This is a genomic window from Marinibaculum pumilum, assembly GCF_042646425.1.
Taxonomy (GTDB): domain Bacteria; phylum Pseudomonadota; class Alphaproteobacteria; order Ferrovibrionales; family Ferrovibrionaceae; genus Marinibaculum; species Marinibaculum pumilum.
This window is the reverse complement of the sequence record NZ_JBHRTR010000025.1, coordinates 1-23777: the sequence shown is the minus strand read 5'-3', so window position 1 is coordinate 23777 and position 23777 is coordinate 1. Positions and strand designations below refer to the sequence as shown.

23 protein-coding genes are annotated in these 23777 nt (G+C 69.1%); 18 read left to right on the top strand and 5 right to left on the bottom strand.

Features of this window, described 5'->3' with window-relative positions; translation table 11 throughout:
• Positions 1-63: 63 nt before the first annotated feature.
• The 9 genes from ACFOGJ_RS10660 to ACFOGJ_RS10620 all read left to right on the top strand — a co-directional run bounded on the left by ACFOGJ_RS10660 (position 64) and on the right by ACFOGJ_RS10620 (position 9253).
• The gene (locus tag ACFOGJ_RS10660) at positions 64-1242 is read left to right on the top strand and encodes a sugar ABC transporter substrate-binding protein (RefSeq protein WP_379900082.1); all 1179 of its coding nucleotides are present in this window, start codon (positions 64-66) and stop codon (positions 1240-1242) included.
• A gap of 25 nt (positions 1243-1267) precedes the next feature.
• The gene (locus ACFOGJ_RS10655; RefSeq protein ID WP_379900080.1) at positions 1268-2791 is read left to right on the top strand and encodes a sugar ABC transporter ATP-binding protein; all 1524 of its coding nucleotides are present in this window, start codon (positions 1268-1270) and stop codon (positions 2789-2791) included.
• Complete coding sequence (locus ACFOGJ_RS10650; protein ID WP_379900078.1) at positions 2788-3822, top strand: ABC transporter permease; 1035 nt, start codon at positions 2788-2790, stop codon at positions 3820-3822. Before ACFOGJ_RS10655 ends, ACFOGJ_RS10650 begins: the two co-directional genes overlap by 4 nt.
• Before the next feature lie 24 nt (positions 3823-3846).
• On the top strand, positions 3847-4671 hold the full coding sequence (locus tag ACFOGJ_RS10645; protein WP_379900076.1) for an alpha/beta fold hydrolase: 825 nt from the start codon (positions 3847-3849) through the stop codon (positions 4669-4671).
• Between the two features lie 99 nt (positions 4672-4770).
• Positions 4771-5226, top strand: a complete 456-nt coding sequence (locus ACFOGJ_RS10640; protein WP_379900074.1) for a PaaI family thioesterase — start codon at positions 4771-4773, stop codon at positions 5224-5226.
• Between the two features lie 140 nt (positions 5227-5366).
• Positions 5367-6992, top strand: a complete 1626-nt coding sequence (locus ACFOGJ_RS10635) for a cytochrome ubiquinol oxidase subunit I (protein WP_379900072.1) — start codon at positions 5367-5369, stop codon at positions 6990-6992.
• A gap of 58 nt (positions 6993-7050) precedes the next feature.
• Positions 7051-8214 carry a cytochrome d ubiquinol oxidase subunit II gene (gene cydB / locus ACFOGJ_RS10630; RefSeq protein WP_379900070.1) on the top strand — a complete coding sequence of 388 codons (1164 nt, stop codon included), beginning with the start codon at positions 7051-7053 and terminating at the stop codon, positions 8212-8214.
• 25 nt (positions 8215-8239) lie between these two features.
• A complete protein-coding gene (gene cydX, locus ACFOGJ_RS10625; protein ID WP_379900068.1) occupies positions 8240-8371 on the top strand; it encodes a cytochrome bd-I oxidase subunit CydX in 132 nt (43 codons plus the stop codon).
• A gap of 99 nt (positions 8372-8470) precedes the next feature.
• Complete coding sequence (locus tag ACFOGJ_RS10620) at positions 8471-9253, top strand: SDR family oxidoreductase (RefSeq protein WP_379900066.1); 783 nt, start codon at positions 8471-8473, stop codon at positions 9251-9253.
• 121 nt (positions 9254-9374) lie between these two features.
• Here the strand turns inward: ACFOGJ_RS10620 and phnX are convergent, their stop codons facing one another.
• From phnX to ACFOGJ_RS10600, 4 genes are all read right to left on the bottom strand, one after another.
• A complete protein-coding gene (phnX, locus tag ACFOGJ_RS10615; RefSeq protein ID WP_379900064.1) occupies positions 9375-10187 on the bottom strand; it encodes a phosphonoacetaldehyde hydrolase in 813 nt (270 codons plus the stop codon).
• Positions 10188-10198: 11 nt separating this feature from the next.
• Entirely contained in the window at positions 10199-11335 is a 1137-nt protein-coding gene (locus tag ACFOGJ_RS10610) for a TIGR03364 family FAD-dependent oxidoreductase (RefSeq protein ID WP_379900062.1), read from the bottom strand.
• 107 nt (positions 11336-11442) lie between these two features.
• Positions 11443-12255: an HpcH/HpaI aldolase family protein gene (locus tag ACFOGJ_RS10605; RefSeq protein ID WP_379900060.1), complete on the bottom strand. Its 813-nt coding sequence runs from the start codon at positions 12253-12255 to the stop codon at positions 11443-11445.
• A gap of 73 nt (positions 12256-12328) precedes the next feature.
• Entirely contained in the window at positions 12329-13690 is a 1362-nt protein-coding gene (locus tag ACFOGJ_RS10600; RefSeq protein ID WP_379900058.1) for a sensor histidine kinase, read from the bottom strand.
• A gap of 67 nt (positions 13691-13757) precedes the next feature.
• Here ACFOGJ_RS10600 and ACFOGJ_RS10595 point away from each other — a divergent pair, with 67 nt between their 5' ends.
• The 6 genes from ACFOGJ_RS10595 (at position 13758) to ACFOGJ_RS10570 (ending at position 19841) form a co-directional block, all read left to right on the top strand.
• Entirely contained in the window at positions 13758-15080 is a 1323-nt protein-coding gene (locus ACFOGJ_RS10595; protein ID WP_379900056.1) for an ABC transporter substrate-binding protein, read from the top strand.
• 91 nt (positions 15081-15171) lie between these two features.
• The gene (locus tag ACFOGJ_RS10590) at positions 15172-16068 is read left to right on the top strand and encodes a branched-chain amino acid ABC transporter permease (protein WP_379900054.1); all 897 of its coding nucleotides are present in this window, start codon (positions 15172-15174) and stop codon (positions 16066-16068) included.
• On the top strand, positions 16065-17090 hold the full coding sequence (locus tag ACFOGJ_RS10585) for a branched-chain amino acid ABC transporter permease (RefSeq protein ID WP_379900052.1): 1026 nt from the start codon (positions 16065-16067) through the stop codon (positions 17088-17090). The genes ACFOGJ_RS10590 and ACFOGJ_RS10585 overlap by 4 nt, the downstream gene beginning before the upstream one ends.
• On the top strand, positions 17087-17962 hold the full coding sequence (locus ACFOGJ_RS10580) for an ABC transporter ATP-binding protein (protein ID WP_379900050.1): 876 nt from the start codon (positions 17087-17089) through the stop codon (positions 17960-17962). The genes ACFOGJ_RS10585 and ACFOGJ_RS10580 overlap by 4 nt, the downstream gene beginning before the upstream one ends.
• The gene (locus ACFOGJ_RS10575) at positions 17955-18611 is read left to right on the top strand and encodes an ABC transporter ATP-binding protein (protein ID WP_379900048.1); all 657 of its coding nucleotides are present in this window, start codon (positions 17955-17957) and stop codon (positions 18609-18611) included. Before ACFOGJ_RS10580 ends, ACFOGJ_RS10575 begins: the two co-directional genes overlap by 8 nt.
• Before the next feature lie 36 nt (positions 18612-18647).
• A complete protein-coding gene (locus ACFOGJ_RS10570; RefSeq protein WP_379900046.1) occupies positions 18648-19841 on the top strand; it encodes an amidohydrolase family protein in 1194 nt (397 codons plus the stop codon).
• 51 nt (positions 19842-19892) lie between these two features.
• On the opposite strand, the gene ACFOGJ_RS10565 is transcribed toward ACFOGJ_RS10570, so the two are convergent.
• Positions 19893-20324 (bottom strand): 2,4'-dihydroxyacetophenone dioxygenase family protein, encoded by a 432-nt coding sequence (locus tag ACFOGJ_RS10565; RefSeq protein WP_379900044.1) that lies wholly within the window; start codon positions 20322-20324, stop codon positions 19893-19895.
• Between the two features lie 222 nt (positions 20325-20546).
• Here ACFOGJ_RS10565 and ACFOGJ_RS10560 point away from each other — a divergent pair, with 222 nt between their 5' ends.
• The 3 genes from ACFOGJ_RS10560 (at position 20547) to ACFOGJ_RS10550 (ending at position 23559) form a co-directional block, all read left to right on the top strand.
• A complete protein-coding gene (locus tag ACFOGJ_RS10560) occupies positions 20547-21521 on the top strand; it encodes a helix-turn-helix domain-containing protein (RefSeq protein WP_379900042.1) in 975 nt (324 codons plus the stop codon).
• A gap of 106 nt (positions 21522-21627) precedes the next feature.
• Positions 21628-22056 (top strand): acyl-CoA thioesterase, encoded by a 429-nt coding sequence (locus tag ACFOGJ_RS10555; protein WP_379900040.1) that lies wholly within the window; start codon positions 21628-21630, stop codon positions 22054-22056.
• 111 nt (positions 22057-22167) lie between these two features.
• Positions 22168-23559 carry a 4-hydroxyphenylacetate 3-hydroxylase N-terminal domain-containing protein gene (locus ACFOGJ_RS10550; RefSeq protein WP_379900038.1) on the top strand — a complete coding sequence of 464 codons (1392 nt, stop codon included), beginning with the start codon at positions 22168-22170 and terminating at the stop codon, positions 23557-23559.
• Positions 23560-23777: the final 218 nt, after the last annotated feature.

The window sequence follows — 23777 nt, the reverse complement described above, 5'->3', positions numbered from 1 at the left end:
CGGATCTGCGGCACGGTCGCGGCGGCCCTGCCGCAGCGGCGCCGGACAACACTGGAGGCGGGCATGATCGGAACGAGCGAAGCGCGCAGGGGCAGATACGGGGCATGGCTGGGCATGGGCGCACGGGCCGCAGCAGGGGGCTTCGTCCTTGCCGCCGTCGCCGGTGGATCGGCGGTTGCGCCGGCCGCGACGGCGCAGGCCGCTGACGACCCGGCAGGCTATGCGCAGCAGGTCGTCGCGGCCGGGACCAAGAGCATCATGTCGCGGGACGATCTGGCCTCCGGCAAGGTCCACTGGGTCGGTGCCGACAGTTCGCCGCCGCCGGCCAAGGATGCCACCGTCGCCGTCCTGCCCTGTCCGCTGTTCCTTTCGGTCTGCCAGGCGCTGTACAGCGATGCCGAGGCGGCGGCAGAGGCGATCGGCTGGAAGACGATCCCGATCGATTCCAAGGGCGATCCCGGGGTCGCGCAGAAGGGCGTCGAGGCCGCGATCAACCGCGGTGTCGCCTGCGTCCTGACCCTGGGCGCGCCGGCGCGGGACATCCGGGCCCAGATCGCCCGCGGCAAGGAGAAGGACGTCGCCTTCGTCACCGGCTTTGCCGACGATGCCCGCGCGTTCGGCGGCGATTCCGCCTTCGGCCTGGAGCAGTCGACGGCCGGCGAGTTGCTGGCCGCCTATGTGGTGGCCAATGGCGGCGGCAATGTCGTCGTATTCAACGCGCCCGCCTTCCCGCAGTTGGCCGTGCGGCTGCAGGGCTTCAAGGACTATCTCTCCGAACATGCCGGCGATCATGCCAGGGTGCTGGAGGAGATCGAGTTCAATGTTGGAGCCGGCGCGCCCGACCTGATCACCAAGATGCAGGCGGTGCTGACCCGCCACCCCAAGGACAGCATCCAGTGGGTGATCGCGCCCTATGACGAGGCCGTCGTGCCGCTTCTGGCGACCGCCCGGCAGCGCGACAGGACCGAGATCCAGGGCCTCGGCTTCGACGGTCAGCCGGTGGCGCTGGAGGCGATCGCCAAGGATGGCGGCCAGGCCGCCACGATCAGCTGGGGCCTGGAATGGGTCGCCTGGGCCGGGATCGACGAGTGCAACCGTGCCATCAATAAGGCGCAGACAGGCGTGAACACGGACTTCCCGATCCAGCTTACCCACAAGGCGAATGCCGAGCCCGGCAAGCGCTACGACCCCGGCCTGGACTTCAAGGCGAAGTACAGGGCGATGTGGGACGCGGCCCGCTGAGGCGGGTGGGCGGCGGGGCGAAAGCATGACCGTCATGGCCGACCGCGCGCCACCGCCGATCCTTGCCGTCACGGGGCTGGCAAAGGCGTTCGGCCGTACCCGGGCGCTGAAGGGGGTCGATTTCGAGCTGGTCCCGGGGGAGATCCATGCCCTGGTGGGCGAGAACGGCGCCGGCAAGTCGACCCTGATCCGCATCCTGGCCGGCGACCATGCGCCGGACGCAGGAGAGATCCGGCTTGACGGGGTGCCGGTGCGGTTCGCCCATCCCGGCGATGCGATCGCCGGCGGCGTGGGCTTCGTGCACCAGATCCCGGCATTCGTGCCGGACCTGTCGGTGTCGGAGAACTATCTGCTGGGCTTGCCCTACGACCGGCGACGCGCCGGCCTGATCGACTGGCGGGCGGTTCACCGCGACTGCCGGGAGGCCCTGGCGCGGCTCGGGCTGGTCGTCGACCCGCGGCTGCCGATCCGCCATCTGACGGCGCATCAGCGCCAGATGGTCGCGGTGGCCCGCGCCATCCGCCGGCAGCCGAAGATTCTGGTTCTGGACGAAGTGACGGCTTCGCTTTCGGAGCCGGAGGTCGCGCTGCTGCTGGGCCAGATCAGCCGACTGAAGCGGAGCGGTGTGGCGATCGTCTATGTCAGTCACCGCCTGGAAGAGATCTTCCGGGTGGCCAACCGGGTGACGGTGCTGCGGGACGGCCTGCGCGTGGCGACCCTGGCCGTCGCGGGCCTGACGACGGAGGATGTCGCCCGCCACATCGTCGGTTCCGAGGCCGGGGATCTGTTCCGACGCGAGGAGGTCGCCACGATCGCAGGCGACGCGACACCGCGGCTGGCTGTGGCAGGGCTGGGCGACGGCCGCCTCGCCGGCATCGACCTGCAGGTCGCCGCCGGTGAGATCGTCGGACTGGCTGGCCTGGGCGCCTCCGGGCGGTCGCGGCTGCTGCGCATGCTGGGCGGCGCGGCGCCCTGCCGGGAAGGCCGGATCCTGCTCGATGGCGTGCCCTGCAGCTACCGCTCCACGCGGGATGCGCTGGCACAGGGGGTGGCGCTGGTCACCGAAGACCGCAACACGGACGGCTATGTCGAGAGCCTGCCGATCTGGCAGAACGTCACCCTGCCCTGGCCGCACCGGTTCAGCCATTTCGGGGTCCTGGACCTGGACCGGGAGCGGCGGGAAGCCGCCGGCGCGGCGGAGCGGCTGGGGGTGAAGATGCCGTCCATCGACGCCTCCATGACGGCGCTGTCCGGCGGCAACCAGCAGAAGGCGATCTTCGCCCGCTGGGTGACCGGGCCGGTCCGCCTGCTGCTGCTGGACGAGCCCACCCACGGTGTCGATATCGGCTCCAAGGCGCAGATCTACGACATCGTCCGCGGGCTGGCGGCACGCGGCATCGCGATCCTGGTCGCCTCGTCGGAACTGGAGGAACTGGAGGCGCTCTGCCACCGGGTGCTGCTGCTGCGCGGCGGCACCATCGACGCGCAGCTTGCCGGCGCGGCGATCACCAAGGACCGGATCCTTCATAACCTTCTGGCCGCGCAATGACAGACCGGACTTCGGGCGACGACCGGATATCCGCCAACAGGGAGATGCCGCCGGAACGGCGTCGCGGCCTGCGGCTCACGCCGATGGACCTGGCACCCCGCGACGTCACGCCATGGGCGCCGGTGCTGTTCCTGCTGCTGCTGATCCTCGGCTTCACCATCGTCGAGCCGCAATACTTCGCAACCGGCGAAAATGCGGTGACGATCCTGAACGACGGCGCCCTGCTGGCGATCCTGGCCTGCGGCCTGACCTTCGTCCTGATCGTGGGCGAATTCGACCTCTCGATCGCGGCGGTCGCATCCTTTGCCGGCGCGCTGTCGACGGTGCTGATCACGCAGCAGGGCTGGCCGGTCCTGCCCGCGGTCCTGGCCGTGCTGGCCAGCGCCGTGGCGATCGGCCTGGTCAACGGCCTGCTCGTGATCCGGCTGGAGATCCCGGCCCTGGTCGCCACCATCGGCAGCGCCAGCCTGCTGGACGGCCTGACCCTGTGGATCACCGGCAATTCCGTGATCTTCTCCGGCTTCACCGATGCCTTCATGGCGTTGGGCAACTGGCGCCTCGGCGGCCTTCAGGCGCCGGTGATCTACCTCGCCGTCCTGGCCGGCATTCTGGCTCTGGCGCTGCGCTACACGGTGACGGGCCGGCATCTCTACGCCACCGGCGGCAACCGGGCCGCCAGCCGCATGTCGGGCATCCGCGTGGAACGGCAGGTGATGCTGGCCTTCATCGCCTGCGCCCTGCTCGCCGCCATCGCGGGCCTGGTCTACACGTCCCGGCAGGGCTCGCTGACTCCGCTGTTCGGCAATTCGCTGCTCCTGCCGGCCTTTGCCGCGGCCTTTCTGGGCTCCGTCACCCTGGTCCACCGGAGGTTCCACATCCTGGGCAGCGTGATCGGCGTCTACATCATCGGCACCGGCACCTTCGGCCTGCTGCTGATCGGCGCGCCGGCCTATTCCCAGCAGCTTTTCGCCGGCGGCGTCCTGATCGCCGCGACCGGCGGCTCGAAGCTGCGCGACATCCTGCGCAAATAGCCCCAACAGCCAGCGGAGCCGGACTTGGACACCTGTCAGAGTTTCTCCATCGGTCCGGCGCCGCGGATCCGGGTCGACAGCGTCGGCAGCGGCGAACTTCTCGTGCTGCTCCACGGCATCGGCGGCAACCGCCGCAACTGGCGGGTCAACCTGCCGGCGCTGGCTGCAGGCCTGCATGTCGTGGCCTGGGACGCGCGCGGCTATGGCGACAGCGACGATTATGACGGCGCGCTGGATTTTCGCGACTTCGCCCGCGACCTGGTGCGGGTTCTCGACCATTTCGGCGCAGGCCGGGCCCATATCCTCGGCCTGTCGATGGGCAGCTGGATCGCCATGGACTTCGCGGCAAACTGGCCGGAGCGCGTGGGCACCCTGACCCTCTGCGCCACTCATACCGGCTTCGCGCAGTTCAGCGATGCCGCGAAGGCGGAGTTCGTGCGGTCGCGCAAGGCGCCGCTGCTCGGCGGCGCGGAACCCGCGGACATCGCCCTGCCGGTGGCGCGCAGCCTGGTCAGCCCGTCAGCATCGGCAGAGGCACTCGACCAGCTGGTCGACAGCATGGCGCGGCTGCACAAGGGCAGCTTCATCAAGGCGATCGAGGCGGTCGTGCATACCGACTACCGTGACAGCCTGCCGCGGATCGCCGTTCCCACCCATGTCATCTGCGGGACCGACGATCCCCTGACGACAGCGGACATGGCGCGGGAGGTAGCGGACCTGGTGCCCGGTGCGGAACTGACCATCATTCCCGGTGCCGGCCATCTTGTGAATATCGAGAAGCCGCAGGAATTCGATGCCGCGGCGGTTGGCTTCCTGCGGCGTCACGCCGGGGCCGCCACGGACGCCTGAGCCGGGCCGGGTGCCGCCTGCCGCCTGATCGCCGCCGGCGCATCCTCCCTCCGCCCGCACTGTGATAGACCGGGGGCGCAATCGGAGGGGAGGCGAAACGTGACGCAGCAGCCAATGAACCCGGACCGGGAGGCGATCCGCGCCTTCGTGGTTGATCCTTCCGGCCCGGTGCCGATGCCGACCAATCCGCTGCTCGCGGCCTTCGGCGCGGAGCTGCTGGCCCTGGACCGGGAGGCGCGGGTGCTGACCATGCGCTTCACGCCGCAACCGCTGTTCTGGCAGGGGGCCGGCGTGGTGCAGGGCGGCGCGCTGGCCGCGATGCTGGATTTCGTGATGGGTTTTGCCGGCATGGCGGTGGCGACCGACAGCCAGACGATCACCACCACCAGCCTGACCACCAGCTTCTATGCCGCTGCCCGCAGCGAAAGCTATACCGCCCGCGGCGTGGTGGCGAAGCCGGGGCGCCGGGTGATGTTCGCCACCGCCGAACTGGAGGGGGCGGACGGCCGGGCGGTGGCCGCGGCGACCTCGACCCTGCTGGTGCTGGAGGGCTGATTCCGGTTCAGCTATGACCGATGCCGGCACGCTGCAACGGGGCGCCTTGCCGCACTGCGAAGCTTGGCCGCACCCCGTGGCCTGCTAAGGATTTCGCAACCGGGTTCCGCTAGTCTGCCGCCGATCTCAGGAGGCAAGACATGGAACTCGACGTCGTTGACCTCTCGCGCCTGCAGTTCGCGCTGACGGCGCTCTACCACTTCCTGTTCGTGCCGTTGACCCTGGGCCTGTCCGTGATCGTCGCGATCATGGAGACGGTCTACGTCATGACCAACCGCCCGATCTGGCGGCAGATGACGAAGTTCTGGGGCACCCTGTTCGGCATCAACTTCGTCCTCGGCGTCGCGACCGGCCTGACCATGGAATTCCAGTTCGGCATGAACTGGAGCTATTACAGCCACTATGTCGGCGACGTGTTCGGCGCGCCGCTGGCGATCGAAGGGCTGATGGCCTTCTTCCTGGAGGCGACCTTCGTCGGCCTGTTCTTCTTCGGCTGGGGCAAGATCTCCAAGCTGGCGCATCTGGTCGTCGCCTGGCTGGTGGCGATCGGCTCCAACTTCTCCGCCCTGTGGATCCTGATCGCCAACGGCTGGATGCAGCACCCGGTGGGTGCCGCGTTCAACCCGATGACCATGCGGATGGAGCTGACCAGCTTCTACGAGGTCATCTTCAACACCGTGGCGCAGGCGAAGTTCGTCCACACCGTCTCCGCCGGCTATGTCACGGCATCGTTCTTCGTGCTCGGCGTCTCCGCCTGGTACCTGCTGCGCGGCCGCCATGTGGAGCTGGCGCGGCGGTCGATCACCATCGCCGCATCCTTCGGCCTGGCCGGCACCCTGTCGGTCATCGTGCTGGGCGACGAGAGCGGCTATGCCGCCTCCCATTCCCAGAAGATGAAGCTCGCCGCGATCGAGGCGATGTGGGAGACGGAGCCGGCGCCGGCCGCCTTCACCGCCTTCGGCTTTCCCGACCAGGAGGCACGGGAGACCCACTATGCGGTGGAGATCCCCTGGGTGATGGGCCTGATCGGCACCCGCTCGCTGACCCAGCCGATCCCGGGCATCAACGAGCTGGAGCAGATCGCCGAGCAGCGGGTGCGGTCGGGCCTGATCGCCTATGACGCGCTCCTGACGATCCGCGAGCAGCGCGAGAATGCGCCGCTGTCGGCCCGCCAGAATTTCGAGGCGCATGGACGCGACCTGGGGTTCGCCCTGTTGCTGAAGCGCTATGTCGACGATCCGCTGCAGGCGACCGAGGAACAGATCGTGATGGCGGCGGAGGACACGATCCCCACCGTCTGGCCGCTGTTCTGGTCGTTCCGGATCATGGTCGGCCTGGGCTTCCTGTTCCTGGTGACGATGACCTTCTTCTTCTTCACCGCGAATTTCGGCCGCATGCGCTATCCGCGCTGGGCGCTGCACCTGGCAGTCTGGATGATCCCGCTGCCCTGGATCGCCGCGGAGCTGGGCTGGATCGTCGCCGAATATGGCCGCCAGCCATGGACCGTGGACGGCGTGCTGCCGACCGCCCTGTCGGTCAGCCACCTGTCGGTGGCGGACCTGCTGATCACCCTGGCCGGCTTCACCCTGTTCTATTCGGTGCTGTTCGTGATCGAGATCGCGCTGATGCTGAAATACATCCGCAAGGGCCCGGTCCAGGATGTCGAGGAGACGGAGGACTGGATGCGCCGGCACGAGCGGCGGCTGCGTTCCTCCGGCGATCCGGACGAGACGGCGGCCGTCGAAGCCGCCCAGCCGGCGGAATAGCGGGCGGCGGAATAGCGACCGGCGGAATAGCGGCCGGCGGAAGAGGGGAGCGACGGCGATGATCCTGCATGACCTCATCGACTATGACGCCCTGCGGGTGATCTGGTGGCTGCTGCTCGGCGTGCTGCTAATCGGCTTCGCGATGACCGATGGCTTCGACATGGGGGTCTGCGCGCTGCTGCCCTTCGCTGCCCGGACGGATGTGGAGCGGCGCATCGTGATCAACACCGTCGGCCCGGTCTGGGAGGGCAACCAGGTCTGGTTCATCCTGGGCGGCGGGGCGATCTTCGCCGCCTGGCCGCCGCTCTACGCGGTCAGCTTCTCCGGCTTCTACCTGGCGATGTTCCTGATCCTGGCGGCGCTGATCCTGCGTCCCGTCGCCTTCAAGTACCGCTCGAAGCGGGAGGCGCCGCGCTGGCGCAGCCGCTGGGACTGGGCGCTGTTCGTCAGCGGCGTGGTGCCGGTGGCCCTGTTCGGCGTTGCGGTCGGCAATGTCCTGCAAGGTGTGCCGTTCCGGCTGACCGACGACCTGATGCCGATCTACGAGGGCTGGGTGCTGGGCAAGCTGCTGGGCCTGCTGAACCCGTTCGCGCTGCTCTGCGGCATCGTTTCGCTGGGTATGCTGGTGATGCACGGCGCGGCATGGCTGTCGCTGAAGACCGAAGGGCCGGTTGCCGGACGCGCGCGCCGATACGGCACGGTCGCCGGGCTGATCGGCATCGCCGGTTTCCTGCTGGCCGGGGTCTGGCTCGCCTTCGGTATCGACGGCTACCGGATGGTGCAGGAAGCGGCGCCGGACGGTCCCTCCAACCCGCTGCTGACGGAGGTGGCGCGAGACCGCTCCTGGCTGGCCGCCTATGGCGAACGGCCGTGGATCGCCATCGCGCCCGTGCTCGGCGTCGTCGGCATGGTGCTGGCCCTGCTGGGGCTGCGGCGGGGGCGAGAGGTTTCCACCCTGCTGTTCTCCAAGCTCGGCATCCTTGGCGTGATCTCCAGCGTCGGGCTGACGATGTTCCCCTTCATCCTGCCCTCGTCGATCATGCCGCGCAGCTCGCTCACCGTCTGGGACGCCTCCTCGTCGCAGCTGACCCTGTTCGTGATGCTGGTGGCCACGATCATCTTCCTGCCGATCGTGCTGCTCTACACCGCCTGGGTCTACAGGGTGCTGTGGGGCAAGGTGACGGAGAAGGATGTCGCCGAGGGCGGCGAGTCGCTGTACTAGGCAGGACCAAGGAAAGGATCCCGCAATGTGGTATTTCGCCTGGCTTCTGGGCCTGCCGCTGGCGGCGATGTTCGCCGTGGTCAACGCGATGTGGCTGGAGATGCAGGAGGACCGCCGGCTGGCCGGCGACCCGGACCTGGGCCCGCGGGACGAATAGGCGCAGCCACCGCCCCCTTTGCCTGACGGCTACCGCGCCTATACTCCCGGGCCGGCGGCCCCGGCGCAATCGCCGGCCGCCACAGTTCAGGGAGGACATATGGACATCACGGGGAAGATCGCCGTCGTCACCGGCGGCGCCAGCGGCATCGGCCGCGCGCTCAGCCAGCGGCTGATGAAGGACGGCGCGGCCCAGGTCGTCGCCGTCGACATGAACGGCGCCGGCGCGGAGGAGACGGCGGCTCTGGCAGGCTGCAAGGCGATGCAGGCCAATGTTGCGCAGGAAGCCGATATCAAGGCGGTGATCGAACGCACGGAGGCCGAGGTCGGCCCGATCGACCTGTTCGTCTCCAATGCCGGCATCTTCCGCCCCGGCGGGCCGGACAGTTCCGATGCCGACTGGGCCGACAGCTGGGCCGTCAACGTGATGAGCCATGTCTATGCTGCTCGCGCCCTGGTGCCGCTGATGACCGCACGCGGCGGCGGCTACCTGGTCAATACCGCCTCCGCCGCCGGCCTGTTGAACCAGATCGGCTCCGCCACCTACGGCGTCACCAAGCATGCCGCGGTCGGCTTCGCGGAATGGCTGTCGATCACCTATGGCGACAAGGGGATCAAGGTCTCCGTGCTCTGCCCGCAGGCGGTCCGCACCGCGATGACCGCTGCCGGACCCGGGGTCGCCGGCGTGGACGGCATGCTGGAGCCGGAGCAGCTCTGCGACACCGTGATGGACTGCGTCCGCGAGGAGCGCTTCCTGATCCTGCCGCATCCGCAGGTGAAGGAATACATGCAGCGCAAGACCGCCGACTATGACCGCTGGCTGCGCGGCATGCGCCGCCTGCAGGAGAAGTTCGAGGGCGTGCCCGGCGGCCCGAAGCTGTAGGGAGGCTGTCATCCCGGGCTGGATCCGGGTTCCATTCCTCTTGCGGCGCGGCCTGGCTGTCGGAATGGGCCCCTGGCTCAAGGCCAAGGGCGACGACGGGGGCGATAGCGCCGGGCGGAGCCTACGGCCGTTCGCCCCGGCGCAGCCGGCCCTCGATCGCGTCGATCACCGGCAGTAGCTCCGCCACCCCGTCGATCACGTGGTGGGCGCCGGCGCGGGTCAGTTCCGACCTCGCGGCGGCGCGCCGCGCGGCGAAGTCGGCGGGTGCCAGCGCTTGCGTCTCGGCCAGCGACAGGCCGAAGGCATTGCCGGTCACCGCGACGCCCACAGTCCAGCAGCCGGCCGCCAGCCCCTCGCCGATGCCGGCCGGGGTGTCGTCGACCTTCACGCAGGTCGACGCCGGCCAGACCTCCAGGTCCAGGAAGCTGCGGTACATCATCGCCGGGGTCGGCCGCCCCTGCGGCAGGTCGCCGGCGCAGACCAGGTTGTCGGGGGCGAAGCCCTGAGCCGCCGCCAGCGGCAGCAGCGGGGCCATGATCTCCCGCGTATAGCCGGTGGTGGAGCCGATCTTCAGGCCGCGGCCGCGCAAGCGCCGCACCGTCTCTGCCGCGCCGGGGATCAGCTCGGCATGGTCGGTCACCACCGCCACGTTCAGCGGCACGAAGACCTCGTAGATCCGGTCGACATCCTCATCGCCGAAATCGCGGCCATGCGCCGCCAGCCAGGCGGCGGCGATGCGGGGCTGGGCACCGACCGCCTTGATATGGTCCCACTTCGCCATGCCCATCGGCGCGCGGGCCTCCGCCACCTCGATGTCGACGCCGAAGCGGCGGAACGCCTCCACGAAGACGCCCATCGGCGCCAGGCTGCCATGGTCGACGATTGTGCCCGCCCAGTCGAAGACCACCGCCTGCAGGTTTCCGCTTCCGTCCATCGATCGTCCGTTCAGTCGAAAAGGCCGGCCACCACTTCCTCGCCGATGGCGAAGGCGGTGCTCATCCCCGTGCCGCTGGTGACGATCGCGATGCGCGCGCCCTGAGCCGGCGTGTCGACGATGGCGACATGGTCGGGGTGCGAGGCATAGACGCCGATCCAGCTTTCCGTCGGCAGCAGCGGGGGCAGTTCCAGGGTGCGGCGCAGTTCGTCTAGATACAGCGCCTCCACCTCCCGCCGGAAGAACGGGTCCAGGGTGTCGCCGTAGTCGTGGCTGTCGCCGACGACGATGCTGCCATCGGCGCTCTGCACGCAGATCAGGTGGACGCCATGCGCCAGGGTTTCCGGCACTTCCTGCTCGAGCCGGCGGCGCAGGGCTGCGGCCTCGGGCAGGCGGGCATAGCCGTCATAGCGCACCAGGCTGGTATCCGACATCACTGCGCAGGGCAGGTCCGGTATCCGGCCGGTGGCGGCATCCAGGCGGCTCATCTGCAGCTTGCAGCGGGTCAGGCCGAAACCGGCGATGCGATCGGCGAACGGGCCCTGAAAGGCATCGCCGGTGCAGACCGCCAGCGCGCCGGCCTCGGCCGGCCCGGCATTCGTCTCCAGCCGCCAGCCGTCGCCCGCCGGCTCCGCCGCCAGCGCGGTGCAGCCGAAGCGGAAGGACACGCCATGCCGTTCCGCCAGCCAGCGGGCGATCGCGGGCAGCGCCTCCCGCGCCTCGACCCGGCGCTCGTGCGGGCTCCAAAGCGCGGCGGCCAGCCCGGATTGCGCCAGTGGCGGGCAATGAATGCGTGCCTCTTCCGCGGTCAGCAGCGCGCAGCCTTCGCCCATCTCGGTGGCGCGGAACGCCTCCAGCACGGCCACGGCTTCCGGGCTGTGGGCGGCGACCAGCAGGCCGATCTGCAGCACCGGCAGGCCGGTCTCCGCCACCACCTCCAGCCAGATGTCGCGGGCGCGCATCGCGCGTTCATGCACCTGTCCTGCCCGCTGGCCGGTGACGGTGACGAAGCCGAAATTGCGGATCGAGGCGCCGTTGGCGGCGCGGTCCCGGTCGATCACGACCACCTGCAGGCCGCGCCGGGCGGCGGCCAGGGCATGGGCCAGGCCGACGATGCCGGCGCCGACGATGACAAGGTCCGCCTTCATGGGGATGGTCGGTCTCCGCTCTGGCCTGCCTGGAAGGGGGCGGAAGGTAGACCTGCTTTGCGACGGTTTGATGACAGTTCCGGCCGGCGGCATCGCCGCGGGCGGGTTCAGGTGCCGCTTGCCTCCGCGGTTGCCGCGACGATGGCACGGAAGCCGGTGGCCAGCATCATCCGGTCGGCGCTGGCGGCGAAGATCCGGCAGCCCAGGCCCTGCCAGTGCCGGGTCGCGGCGGCGACCCGGTCGGGGGCGCTGTCGAAGGTGGCGGAAAAGACTTCGATACCGGCGCCCCGCACCAGGCCGGCCAAGCGTGCCAGCTCCGCCTGCACGGCGGGATGCGCGACATCGCCGCCATGGCCCATCGACTGGGCCAGGTCGAACATGCCGATTCCGATGGCGGTGATGCCCGGCACCTGCAGGATCGCCTCGAAATTGCGGACCCCTTCCAGGCTTTCGACGATCAGGATGGTGACGATGTTCTCCCGCGCCCAGGCCAGGTGGTCGGGCCAGTCGACCAGGCCGTGCCAGGTGGCACGGGTCGCCGGGCAGGCGCCGCGGCTGCCCTCGGGCGCGAAGCGGGTGGCGGCGACGATGGCCTCCGCCTGCGCCGCCGTCTCGACCCCGGGCACCAGCACGCCGACGGCGCCGGCATCCAGCACCTTCAACAGGCCCGTCGGGTCATGGTCGGGCACCCGTACGAGCGGCGCGGCGCCGCCGGCCTGCACCGCACGGATCAGCCCCGCCGCCTCGCCGATGCCGAGGGTGCCGTGCTCCATGTCGACGATCACGAAGTCCAGGCCGCTCGCCGCGGCGAGCTCCGCCACTTCGGGCGCAGCCATCTGCACCCAGGTGCCGAAGGCCATGCCGCGCGCGGCGATGGCGGTATGGATCCGGTTGCGCTCCTGCCTGGCTGCCTGCTGCATCTGGTCCTCCCCTCGGCCGTCGCTGCCGACATGGATGCCGGCTGCGCCCCGGCAGGGCAAGCCCGGCGACAGGTCAGCCCGCGCCCGGCAGGGTCCGGGGCAGTGCGCCGGGCGACGCATCCTCCTCCGCCGGCAGCAGGCGGTCCGGCGGCACCAGGATCGTCACTTTGGTGCCGCGGCCCGGCTCGCTGTCGATGGCCAGGCTGCCGCCATGCAGTTCCACAAGGGATTTCACGATCGGCAGGCCCAGCCCGCTGCCCTCGTTTTCGTGCCGGATGCGGTTGTCCGCCTGGCCGAAGGCGGTCAGGGCGACCTGCTTCTGCTCGGCCGACATGCCGACGCCGTTATCCTGCACGATGATCGTCATGCCGCCGCCCGGCGCCCGGCCGCCGTGGATCCGGACGGTGCCATCCCGGGGGGTGAACTTCATCGCATTGCCCAGCAGGTTGATAAGAACGCGCGACAGCTTGGTCCGGTCGTAGTTCAGCCGCTGGCGCAGGCTGTCGTGATCGACTTGCAATGCGACCCGCGCCTTCTGGAAGCCAGGCCGGAACAGGCGCTCGACCTCGTCTGCGACCACGGCAAGCTCCATTGGCGCGTCATTCAGTTCCTCCAACCCGGCATCGATCTTCGACAGGTCCAGGACATCGTTCACCAGGTGCAACAGATGGCTGCCGGAACGGTGGATGTCGACGACATAGCCGGCGTAGCGGGGGTCGCCGAGCGGTCCGAAGGGTTCCAGCCGCAACATTTCCGAAAAGCCGAGGATCGCATTCAGTGGGGTGCGCAGCTCGTGGCTCATATGCGCCAGGAAGCGGCCCTTGGCGCGGTTGGCGAGGTCGGCCTGCAGGCTCGCCTCCATCAGTTCCACCGCCTGCTGGCGGGCGGCCAGCTCGGCCTCTTCACGGCGCCGGATCTCGCTGTCCAGGCGAAAAAGCGCCGGCAGCCATTGGCGGAGCCCGAGGCCGACAAGCAGCAGACCCGACGGATATCCCACCCAGCTCATCAGGACCTCGGCCAAATCGGTGCGCTGTTGCAGCAGAGGCCAAAGCGGATCTGGGCCCAGGAACAGGGTATCCAGGAAACCCGTCAGGCAGAGCAGGATCATGCCGGCGGAGACAAGGTTGGCGCTGCCCCGCACCATGGACGACATATGCCGTCGCTGACTTAGAAAATAGAGCGTGATGACAAGGAGGCAGATGAAGATCGGCAATGCCGTGTTCACTGATTTGGTTCCGATTGCTTGTTGGCGGGCAGACGCGATGTCGCGCCACGGGACGTTTTCGGGTCCCGGACAGCGATCGACGGAACGACGCTGCCGGAGAAGCGTTGAATTTTCGCTTAAAGCCGGCGCCCGTGCGGCGATTGCTCCCGATAGCGATCCTATCCATACTGCCCGGGTCCGTGTTGCTGGCAGCGATGCGGCAGGGATCACGACAAGGTCGGCCCGGAAAGCGGATCCAAGATCCGCCCGCGGAGCCGCCGAGAAACGGGAGGACCATATGCCGGAACCCTACAAGACGAATCCGTCCCGCCGCGGCCTTGCGGCGGCCCTCATCGGCAGTGTTGCGGCCCTGGCCCTGGCCATGCCGGCCAGTGCGGCCGACGACACCTTCAAGGTCGGGATCGTGACCTTCCTGTCCGGGCAGGCGGCGCAGAGCTTCGGCGTGCCGGCCTGGAACGGCGGCAAGATGCTGGTGGAGAAGCTGAACGCGGGCGAGGTTCCGGCTCCCTACGACAAGAAGGGCTTCGGCGGCCTGACCATCGAGCCGGTCGTGATCGACGAGGCCGGTGGCGCCTCCACCCAGGTGCAGGAGTTCCGCAACCTGGCGCAGCGCGAGAATGTGGACGCCGTGGTCGGCTATGTCTCCTCCGGCGACTGCCTGGCGATCGCGCCGGTGGCGGAGGAACTGAAGCAGTTCACCATCCTCTACGACTGCGGCACGCCGCGGGTCTTCGAGGACGGCGAATACGAATATGTCTTCCGCACCGCCGCCCATGCCACCCAGGACAATGTCGGCCTGGCCCGCTATCTCAAGAAGAAGGGCAAGGAGGTCAACACCTTCTCCGGCATCAACCAGGACTATGCCTGGGGCCATGACAGCTGGAACGACTTCAAAGCGGCAATGGGCCAGATCTATCCCGATGCCGAGGTGGTGGCCGAACTCTATCCGGCGTTCGGTGCCGGCCAGTACGGTACGGAGATCTCCGCGCTGATGCAGAAGCCCGCGGACGTGGTGCATTCCTCGCTCTGGGGCGGCGATCTGCAGGCGATGACCCTGCAGGCCCTGCCGCGCGGCCTCTACCAGCGCAGCCAGGTGGTCTATTCCGCCGGCGACCATGTGATGCCGCCGCTGGGCGGCAACATGCCGGAAGGCGTGATCGTCGGCGCCCGCGGCGCCTACGGCTTCATGGCGCCGGAGACGGAGCTGAACAAGTGGTGGTTCGACAACTACAAGCAGACCTATGACGTCTTCCCGGTGCAGGCGCCCTATCGCATGGCGCAGGCGCTGCTGGGCCTGAAGGCCGCGGTGGAGAAGGCGATGGAAGCCAATGGCGGCAAGAAGCCGACCGACGAGGAACTGGCCGCCGCGCTGAAGGGACTGAGCTGGGAGAGCCCCGGCGGCAAGATCGAGATGGTGCTGGGCAACGGCCACCAGGCGATCCAGCCGATCGGCTTCGGCACAACCATGAAGAACGCCGATGGCGAGGTGATCCTGGGCGACGTGATCCGCTTCGATGCGCGCTGCGTGAACCCGCCGCCGGGCACCAAGAGCGTCGACTGGATCAACGCCGGGTTCCCGGGCGCCGAATGCAGCGACTAGGCGTTCTGATTGCCGGAGACAGGGCTGGCATGACAGGGGCGGCCGCCGGCATACGCGCGGGCGGCCGCCTGCCCCCCGACGGGGGGCGGCCATGAACCAGGTCCTGACGATCGTCGTCGACGGCCTGATCTATGCGTCCTGGCTGTTCATCGTCGCGCTCGGCCTGACCCTGATCTTCGGTGTCCTGCGGATCCTGAACCTGGCGCATGGCGGGCTCTACGCTGTCGGCGCCTATGCCGCGGCGGTGTTCGTGCCGTTCTTCGCCGGGCTCGGCCTGCCGGCGGAGTTCAGCCTGCTGGCGATGCTGCTGTCCGCCATCGCGGTGGCGGTGATCGTCGCGCCGCTGCTGGAGCGCGGCCTGCTGCGGCTGTTCTACGGCCGGGACGAGGTGGTGATCCTGCTGGTGACCTATGCCGTCTTCCTGATGCTGGAGGACATCACCAAGCTGATCTGGGGCGTGCAGCCCTACTACGTCTTCGAGCCGCGCACCCTGTTCGGCAATGTGGAGATCGGCAGCCTGTTCTATGTCGGCTACGACCTGCTGCTGATCGTGCTGGCGATGATCTGCGGCCTCGGCGTCTGGCTCTGGCTGAACCGCACCCGGATCGGCAAGATCGTCGTCGCGGTGATCCACAACCCGGAGGTCAGCGCCGGGATGGGGGTCAATGTCGCCCGCATCTACATGCTGGCCTTCGGCATCGGCATCTTCCTGGCCGCCCTGGGCGGCGCCTTCACCAGCCCGCTGATCGCGGTGCAGCCTGGGGTCAGCGTCAGCATCATCGTGGTCAGTTTCGCGGTGGTGATCATCGGCGGCCTGGGCAGCATCCCGGGGGCTGCGATCGGCGCGGTGATCGTCGGCCTGGCGCGCTCCTTCGCGGTCTACGAACTGCCGGAGGCGGAGATCTTCATCATCTACATGGTCATGGTGCTGGTGCTGGTGTTCCGGCCCGAGGGCCTGTTCCAGCGCGTGCAGGCACGGAAGATATGAACGGCCCCGCTACGGACGGCCGCTCCGCGGCCGCGTCGCCCCCCGCTGCCTCCCCCCTTCGCGCGGCGCTGCTCACCGCGCTGATGGCGGTGATCGCCGCGGTCGCGCTGATCCTGGTCGGGCTGGCCCTGCCGGCCTGGCTGCTGTTCACCATGACCAAGGCGGGTGCCTACGGCCTGGTGGCGCTGGGCATTGTGCATCTGATGCGCGGCGGCCTGGTCTCCTTCGGCCAGGGCCTGGTCTATTGCCTGGGGGCCTATGGTGCCGGCCTGCTGGCGTCGCGCGGCGGGGTCACCGACATCTTCGTGCTGCTGGCCGTCGGCGCGGTGGCCGGGATGGTGATTTCCGGCATCGTGGCGCCGCTGATCGCGCGCTATCGCGGCATCTTCTTCGCGATGCTGACCATGGCGTTGTCGATGGTGCTGTACGGCGTGCTGGCGAAGCTGACGGTGATCGGCGGCTCCGACGGCTTCAACGTGCCGGAGCCGACCTATCTGGGCTGGGCGCCGGACGTGGCGCAGTCCGACTATGCCCTCTATGTCGTCGCCGTCCTGCTCGCCGTGACGGCGGCCGGCCTGTCGCGGCTCCACTTCGATTCGATGGCCGGCCTGCTGGCCCAGGCGGTGCGGGAGAACGAGCTGCGGGTGGAATATCTGGGCGCGTCGGTGTTCTGGGTGACGGTGCGCAACTTCACCATCGCCGGCGCGCTGGGCGGCATCGGCGGCGTGCTGAACGGCTTCGCGCTCGGCCATATCGACCCCTTCTTCAGCTACTGGACGACCTCCGGCGAGTTCGTCTTCATCGCCATCCTGGCCGGCCACGCCTCGGTCGGCGCGGTGTTCCTGGCTGCCCTGGCGACGGAGCTGGTGCGCTCCTTCGCCAACCAGTACTTCCCGGAAAGCTGGCAGCTGTTCCTCGGCGCCTTCCTGCTGCTGGTGATGCTGTTCCTGCCGAACGGCATCGGTTCGCTGTGGAGCCGCCTGGGCCGGCGGCGCACCCTGCGCGCGGAGGGGCAGGAATGAGCGAGGCGGACGAACAGGCCCCGCCGGTGCCGGCCGCCGCCGGCACGGTGCTGGAGGCGCATGGCCTGCAGAAGCGCTTCGGTGCGGTGGTCGCCGCATCCGATATCCATGTCACGGTGCCGACCGGCGCGCGGCTGTCGCTGATCGGCGCCAACGGGGCAGGCAAGACCACCTTCGTGAACATGGTCACCGGCTACCTGAAGCCCGATGCCGGCCGCATCACCCTGGCGGGCCGCGACATCACCGCGCTGGGGCCGCGGCAGATCACCCGGCTGGGGGTCTGCCGGTCGTTCCAGATCCCGCAGCTCTGCGAGCCGATGACCCCGCTGGAGAACCTGCTGGTCGCGGTCGGTGCCGGCCGGTCGGACCATGGCGGCGCCGCACCGCGCGGCCTCGGTGCCTTTTTCGGTGCCGCCCGCAGCGGCGCGGCGCTCGCGGCAGCCCATGCCATGCTGGCCCGCTTCGAGCTGCAGGATTATGCAGACCAGCCGGTGAATGAGCTGCCCGGCGGCGTGCGGAAGCTGATCGACATTGCCATGGCGCTGGCCCGCCGGCCGCGGGTGCTGCTGCTGGACGAACCGACCAGCGGCGTCTCGACGGAGGAGAAGTTCCCCCTGATGGACCGGGTGATGGCCGCGCTCGCCGGCACCGACGGCGAGGAGGTCGCCGTGCTGTTCGTGGAACACGACATGGACATCGTCACCCGCTATGCCGACCGGGTACTGGCCTTCTATGCCGGCGAGATCATCGCCGACGATGCCCCCGACGAGGTGCTGTCCGACCCGGCGGTGCAGAAATACGTCACCGGCACAGCCCGCGGGAACGGCAACGGGACGCCCGAGCGGGACGGCGGGGGAGGCGGCGATGCTTAAGGTCTCCGGCCTGCATGTGCGCATCGGCTCGGTGGAGGCGCTGCGCGGCCTCTCGCTGGAGGTGATGCGCGGCGAGATGGTGGGCCTGTCGGGCCGCAACGGCGCCGGCAAGACCACGGCGATGCGGGCGGTCATGGGCATGGTGCGGGCCGCCTCCGGCGGCATCAGCCTGGACGGCGTGGACCTGACGAAGGTGCCGGTGCATCACCGCGCCGCGCTGGGCATCGGCTACATGCCGGAGGATCGCGGCCTGATCCCCGACCTGACGGTGGAGGAAAATATCCTGCTGCCGACCTGGGTGACCAGCGAGCTGGACGGCGAGGCGCGGCTGAAAGCGGTCTATGCCGCGATGCCGGAGCTGCGCCAGATGGCCGACCGCCGCGCACTGCTGCTCTCCGGCGGGCAGCAGAAGCTGGTCGCGCTGGGTCGCGCGCTCGCCGCCGGCACCCGCCTGCTGCTGCTCGACGAGCCGTTCGAAGGGGTGGCGCCGGCGCTGGCGCAGCGCCTGTCCGACGTGATCTCCGGCCTGAAGAGCAGCAATACCGCGATCCTGATCAGCCAGTCGGAGCTGACCCATTCGGAAGTCTTCCTGGACCGCAACTTCGTGATCGAGCGGGGCGCGAACATGAAAGTCGCGGTCGAGGGGTAGGAAACGGCGCCAGCGCCGGAATGACGGGAGAGTGAGATGTCCTATGCCGGGGATCGCCTGATCCACGACGCCGACAGCCACCTGATGGAGACGGCGGACTGCCTGGACTCCTACCTGGAAGCGCGCCTGCGGGAACGGCTGCATGAACGGCCGCAGTACCGGGCGCTGTCGGCGCAGCAGGCAAAGGCGGTCGCGGCGGCGAAGGACCATCACGCGGACCCCGACTTCCGCGCGGCGGCGAACGAGAATGTCATGCTGCGCAAGAACTACGACGCGCATGGCGCCTTCATTCCCGCCGACCGCAGCGAGGCGCTGGACTATATGGGCTTTGCCAGCCAGCTGGTCTTCACCACCTTCTGCCTGGGCAATTTCGGCCTCGACCAGTCCGACGACATGGAGCTGTGCTACGCCGCCGCCAGCGCCCACAACCGGATGATGACCGACTTCTGCGCCGTCGACCGGCGGCTGCTGGCTACCGCCTATGTGCCCCTGGAAGATTTCGACCGCGCGCGGGCCTGCGCGGAGGAGGCGATCCGGCTGGGCGCCAAGGGACTGATGGTGCCGTCGAAATGCCCGCAGGCCCATTCGCCCAGCCATGTCGGCCTGGACCCGCTCTGGGCGCTGGCGCAGGAGGCCGGCCTGCCGGTGCTGTTCCATGTCGGCGGCGAGGAAAAGGTGAACCCGGTCTACAAGGAGAACGGCCTGCCGCCGGTGCCGGACTTCCACGGCGGCGACGACAATTTCACCTCCGTCAGCTACATGCCGATCCCGGAGGCGGTGATGCAGACCGCCGCCACCCTGATCTTCGACGGCGTGTTCGACCGCTTCCCCGCCCTGAAATGGGGCGCGATCGAGCTGGGCGCGAACTGGCTGCCGGGCTGGATGCGGGCGATGGATTCCGCCGCCCATGCCTTCATGCGCAACGAGGAACGGCTGCAGAGGCTGAGCGCGAAGCCGTCGGAGATCGTGCGCCGGCAGTTCCGCGCCGCGCCCTATCCGCACGAGGATGCCGGCTGGATCATCGCCAATGCGGGGCCGGAAGTGGCGATGTTCTCCTCCGACTTCCCGCATATCGAAGGCGGGCGGAACCCCTGCAAGCGCTTCGACGAGAGCCTGCGCGACACCCCGGCCCGCGCCGTCGACCGCTTCTACCGCGACAATTTCGTCGACATGATGGGCGCGGGCCTGGCGCCGGAACTGCGGCGGCCGGGACAGGTCTCGGCCGCGTAGCCGGTTCCCCGGCCGCGGCGGGTGCCGCCGGCCGGGGCATGTGGCCCGCGCTCAGGCTGCCGCCTTCTGTTGCGCGGCGGCGTCGGCGAAGAACTTCCAGTCCAGCAGCATCTGGATCGACATGTCCGGGTTCACGAAGGCGACCGGGCCGTGGTTGGTGAACAGGAGCTCGGAATCCTCCAGGAAGCGCGTGCTCTCGTGATAGACGCCGAGCGGCTCGTAGCCATAGTCGCCGGCCTTCGCGGTGCCGGCGCGATAGTCCATCACACCCTTGGTCATCAGGTATTCGCCGGCGCCGTGATGATAGTGCGGCGGGAACTCCGTTCCCTTGGCGCAGCGGAACATGACCGTCCAGGTGCCGGTCTCGGCGCTGGTGCGCAGCACCTTGTAGTCGATGCCGGGGGCGAAGCCGATCCAGGCGATGTCGTCGGCGCGGCACAGGATGTCGGCGGGATTGTCGTCGGTGGTCGTGGCGATGTTCATGGGCGTTTCTCCATCTCCGGTGCGGGCCGGTCCTAGCGCCTGCCCTTGACCGCCGATCCTGAACGGTGCCGCCGGCGCGGTCTTGCCCCGCCGTGACCGAAAGCTTGACCCAGGCTGCCTCGGGCCGCCGCTCGGGAAGACGTCGCGCGCACGGCATGCGATAAGGGAGGGTGCCAGGCCGGGGATAACGGCCGGCCCGCAACCATCGGGAGGAGACGGGGCATGGCCGCCGCCGCGCCGCCTGCGCAAGGCGGGGAGCGTTTCAGCACGATCGGCATCGCCCGCCCGCGCCAGTACGAGGCCTGGCGCGAGGCGGTCAGCGCCACGCACAACGCCTGGGACCTGCCGTTCAGCCGCGACCCGGCCTTCGACGGCCGGATCCGCCGGCAGGCCCTCGGCCGGGCGGAGATCCTGGCATGCGCCTGCGATCCCTGCCGCGGCCGGCGCGGCCGCGCGGAGATCGCGCGGACCGACCGGGCGGGCTATGGCCTGCTCTATGTCCTGGAGGGGCGGGAGCGGATCGCCCAGAACGGGCAGGAGGCGGAGCTGTCGCCCGGCCGCTTCCTGTTGTGGGACACCACCCGTCCGATCGACTTCCAGGTGCCCGGCCGCCTGCGCAAGCTGACCCTGCTGCTGCCGCAGGCGGGGCTGGACGCGCTGCTGCCCAATGCCCGCGACCTGACGGGCCGGGCGGTGGATGCGCGCACCGGGACCGCCGGCCTCCTGGCCGCCCATCTGCGCTTCCTGGCGCAGCCGGGCAATGCGCTGCCCGAAGGGCAGCAGGAGGCGGTGCTGCAGGCCAGCCTGGAGCTGCTGGCCACGGCGCTGGAGCCGGTGGTGGCCGGTGCCGGCGACGACCACCGCCGCCGCCTGCTGGCACGGGTGACCGGCCATATCCTGAGGAACCTGGCCGATCCGGAACTGTCGCCGGAGCGGGTCGCGGCGGCGGTCGGGATCTCTGGCCGCCAGCTGCATCGCCTGTTCGCCGGCAGCGGCTGGACCCCCGACCGCTGGATCTGGCACCAGCGCCTGCTGCGCTGCCGCGATGCGCTGACGGCCTCGGAGGGCACGCCTGTGTCCCAGATCGCCTATCGCTGGGGGTTCAGCGATGCCGCCCATTTCAGCCGCGCCTTCCGGCGCGCCTTCGGCTGCACGCCGCGCGATTTCCGCGCCGGCCACCGTCCTCGCTCCGCCTGACCTTCCTGCCTGGCCTTTCCGCCGGCCGCGACCGCGTGCCTTGCCGACTTTTGCGGCGGCCGGGCAAGATGTCGGCCGCAACCGAGGCAAAGGGGAGGAATCGTCCATGCTGACGAACAGGCGCGAACTGCAGATCGAGTGGGGCGATTGCGATCCGGCCGGGATCGTCTTCTATCCGCGCTATTTCGCGATGTTCGACGCCTCCACCGACCGGCTGCTCTCCACCGGCTTCGGCATGGTGAAGATCAAGTGGACGGCGAAGTACGGCATCCTCGGCATCCCGATGGTGAAGACCGGGGGCGAGTTCTTCGCGCCCTGCAAGTTCGGCGACGAGGTGGCGATCGACAGCGAGATCGCCGATCTCAGCCGCTCCAGTTTCCAGGTCCGCCATGTCCTGAGCAGAAACGGCACGAAGTCGGTGGAGGCGTCCGAGACCCGGGTCTGGACTGCCCGCGATCCCGACGATCCGGGCCGAATCCGCGCCGTGCCGATGCCGGAGGAAGTGGTGGCGATCCTGCGTGGCCAGGCCGGCTGAACCGGCCGGACTGTCCGACAATTTTGCCTGACGCGATCTGGCGGTGCCGGGCCGGATAGGGCACCATCGGTCGGACCAAAAGAAAACAGAATATCGGAGGACGCCCCGACCATGATGACCGGCGCGCAGTACAAGGCCTCGCTGAACGACGGGCGGGAAACCTATTTCGAGGGGGAGCGGGTGCCCGACGTGGCGGCGCATCCGCAGCTCAATGCCTCGCTCGACCGGATCGCGGACTGCTACGACAGCTTCTACGATCCCGCGCCCGGCGCGGTGAACGCGATGATGTCGATCCCGCGCTCCGGGGCGGAACTGCGCGACCGCATCCCGCTGCTGCACCAGGCGGACATCGTCGCCAACACTACCTACCAGTCGCTGATGACGGTCACCACGGTGGCGGGGCGGATCGGCGAGCAGTTCCCGGTCTATGCGGAACGGATGCGCAAATGGGTGGCGGAGATGCAGGCGGCCGACACCCGCATCACCGAATGCATCACCGACGCCAAGGGCGACCGCTCGCTGCCGCCAGGCAAGCAGACCGACCCCGACGCCTATACAAGGGTGGTGGAGCGGCGCGACGACGGGGTGGTGATCCGCGGCGCCAAGCTGCACATCACCGGCGCCTCGCTGAGCCACGAGCTGCTGACCATCCCGACCAAGGCGATGAAGCCGGGCGAGGAGGACTATGCCATCGCCTGTGCGGTGCCGGTGAACGCGGCGGGGGTGAAGATCGTCAACACCACCTATGCCCCCCGGCACGAGGACATGCGGAGCTTCCCGATCTCCGCCACCCACAACTTCCCGGAAGGCTTCGTCATCTTCGACGATGTGTTCGTGCCGAACGAGCGGATCTTCCTGGACGGGGAGACGAAGTTCGCCGCCGTCTTCGCCCATTCCCTGGGGCTGTGGGAGCGGCTGGGCGGGCTCGCCTTCCTGGCCGACGAGGCGGATGAGCTGGTCGGCTTCGCGCAGCTGATCGCAGAGGCGAACGGCCTGGCGAAGGAAGGGCATATCCGCGAGAAGATCACCGAGATGATCATCCACGCCACCCTGATCCGGGCGGCGCTGGAGGCGGCGATCGCCAACTGCAAGATCGGCGAGGACGGCGCCGCCTTCCCCGACGAGCTGTACACCAACGCCGGCAAGTATCACGGCGCGGCGAACTACAACCTGATGTGCCGCCACCTGCACGACATCGCCGGCGGCTCGGTGCTGACCGCGCCCGGCATCGCCGACCTGGAGAACAACGAGGTGGGCGCCCTGGTGCGCAAGTACATGGCCACCGGGGTCGGCCCGGCGGAAGATGGCGAGTACCGCATGCGCCTGTTCCACGCCATCCGCGACCTGACCGCGGACGCCTATGGCGGCTGGAAGTTCGTTACCAACCTGCAGGCCGGCGGCGGCCTCTATGCCCAGCGCATCGTCACCCGCAAGCATTACGACATGGAGGCGGCGAAGAAGAAGGCGCTGAAGCTGGCGGGCCTGGCACCGGCGGAGCATTGAGGGGGGGCGCGCCGCTTCTCCCGCATTTGCCGTCCTCCTCGGGCCTGACCCGAGGAGCGCGACGGGACTGTGCCGCGGCCCGGCATCACCGCCCGGCGGAGGCCGCAACGTCCTGCCACGATCCTCGGCTCGGGGGCCAGTGCTGTCCGGCACATTGCTTGCTCATGTGAGTTTGAGTTCGAGTTGTGGGCCGGCTTCGGGTCTTCGGTTCCTGTCTC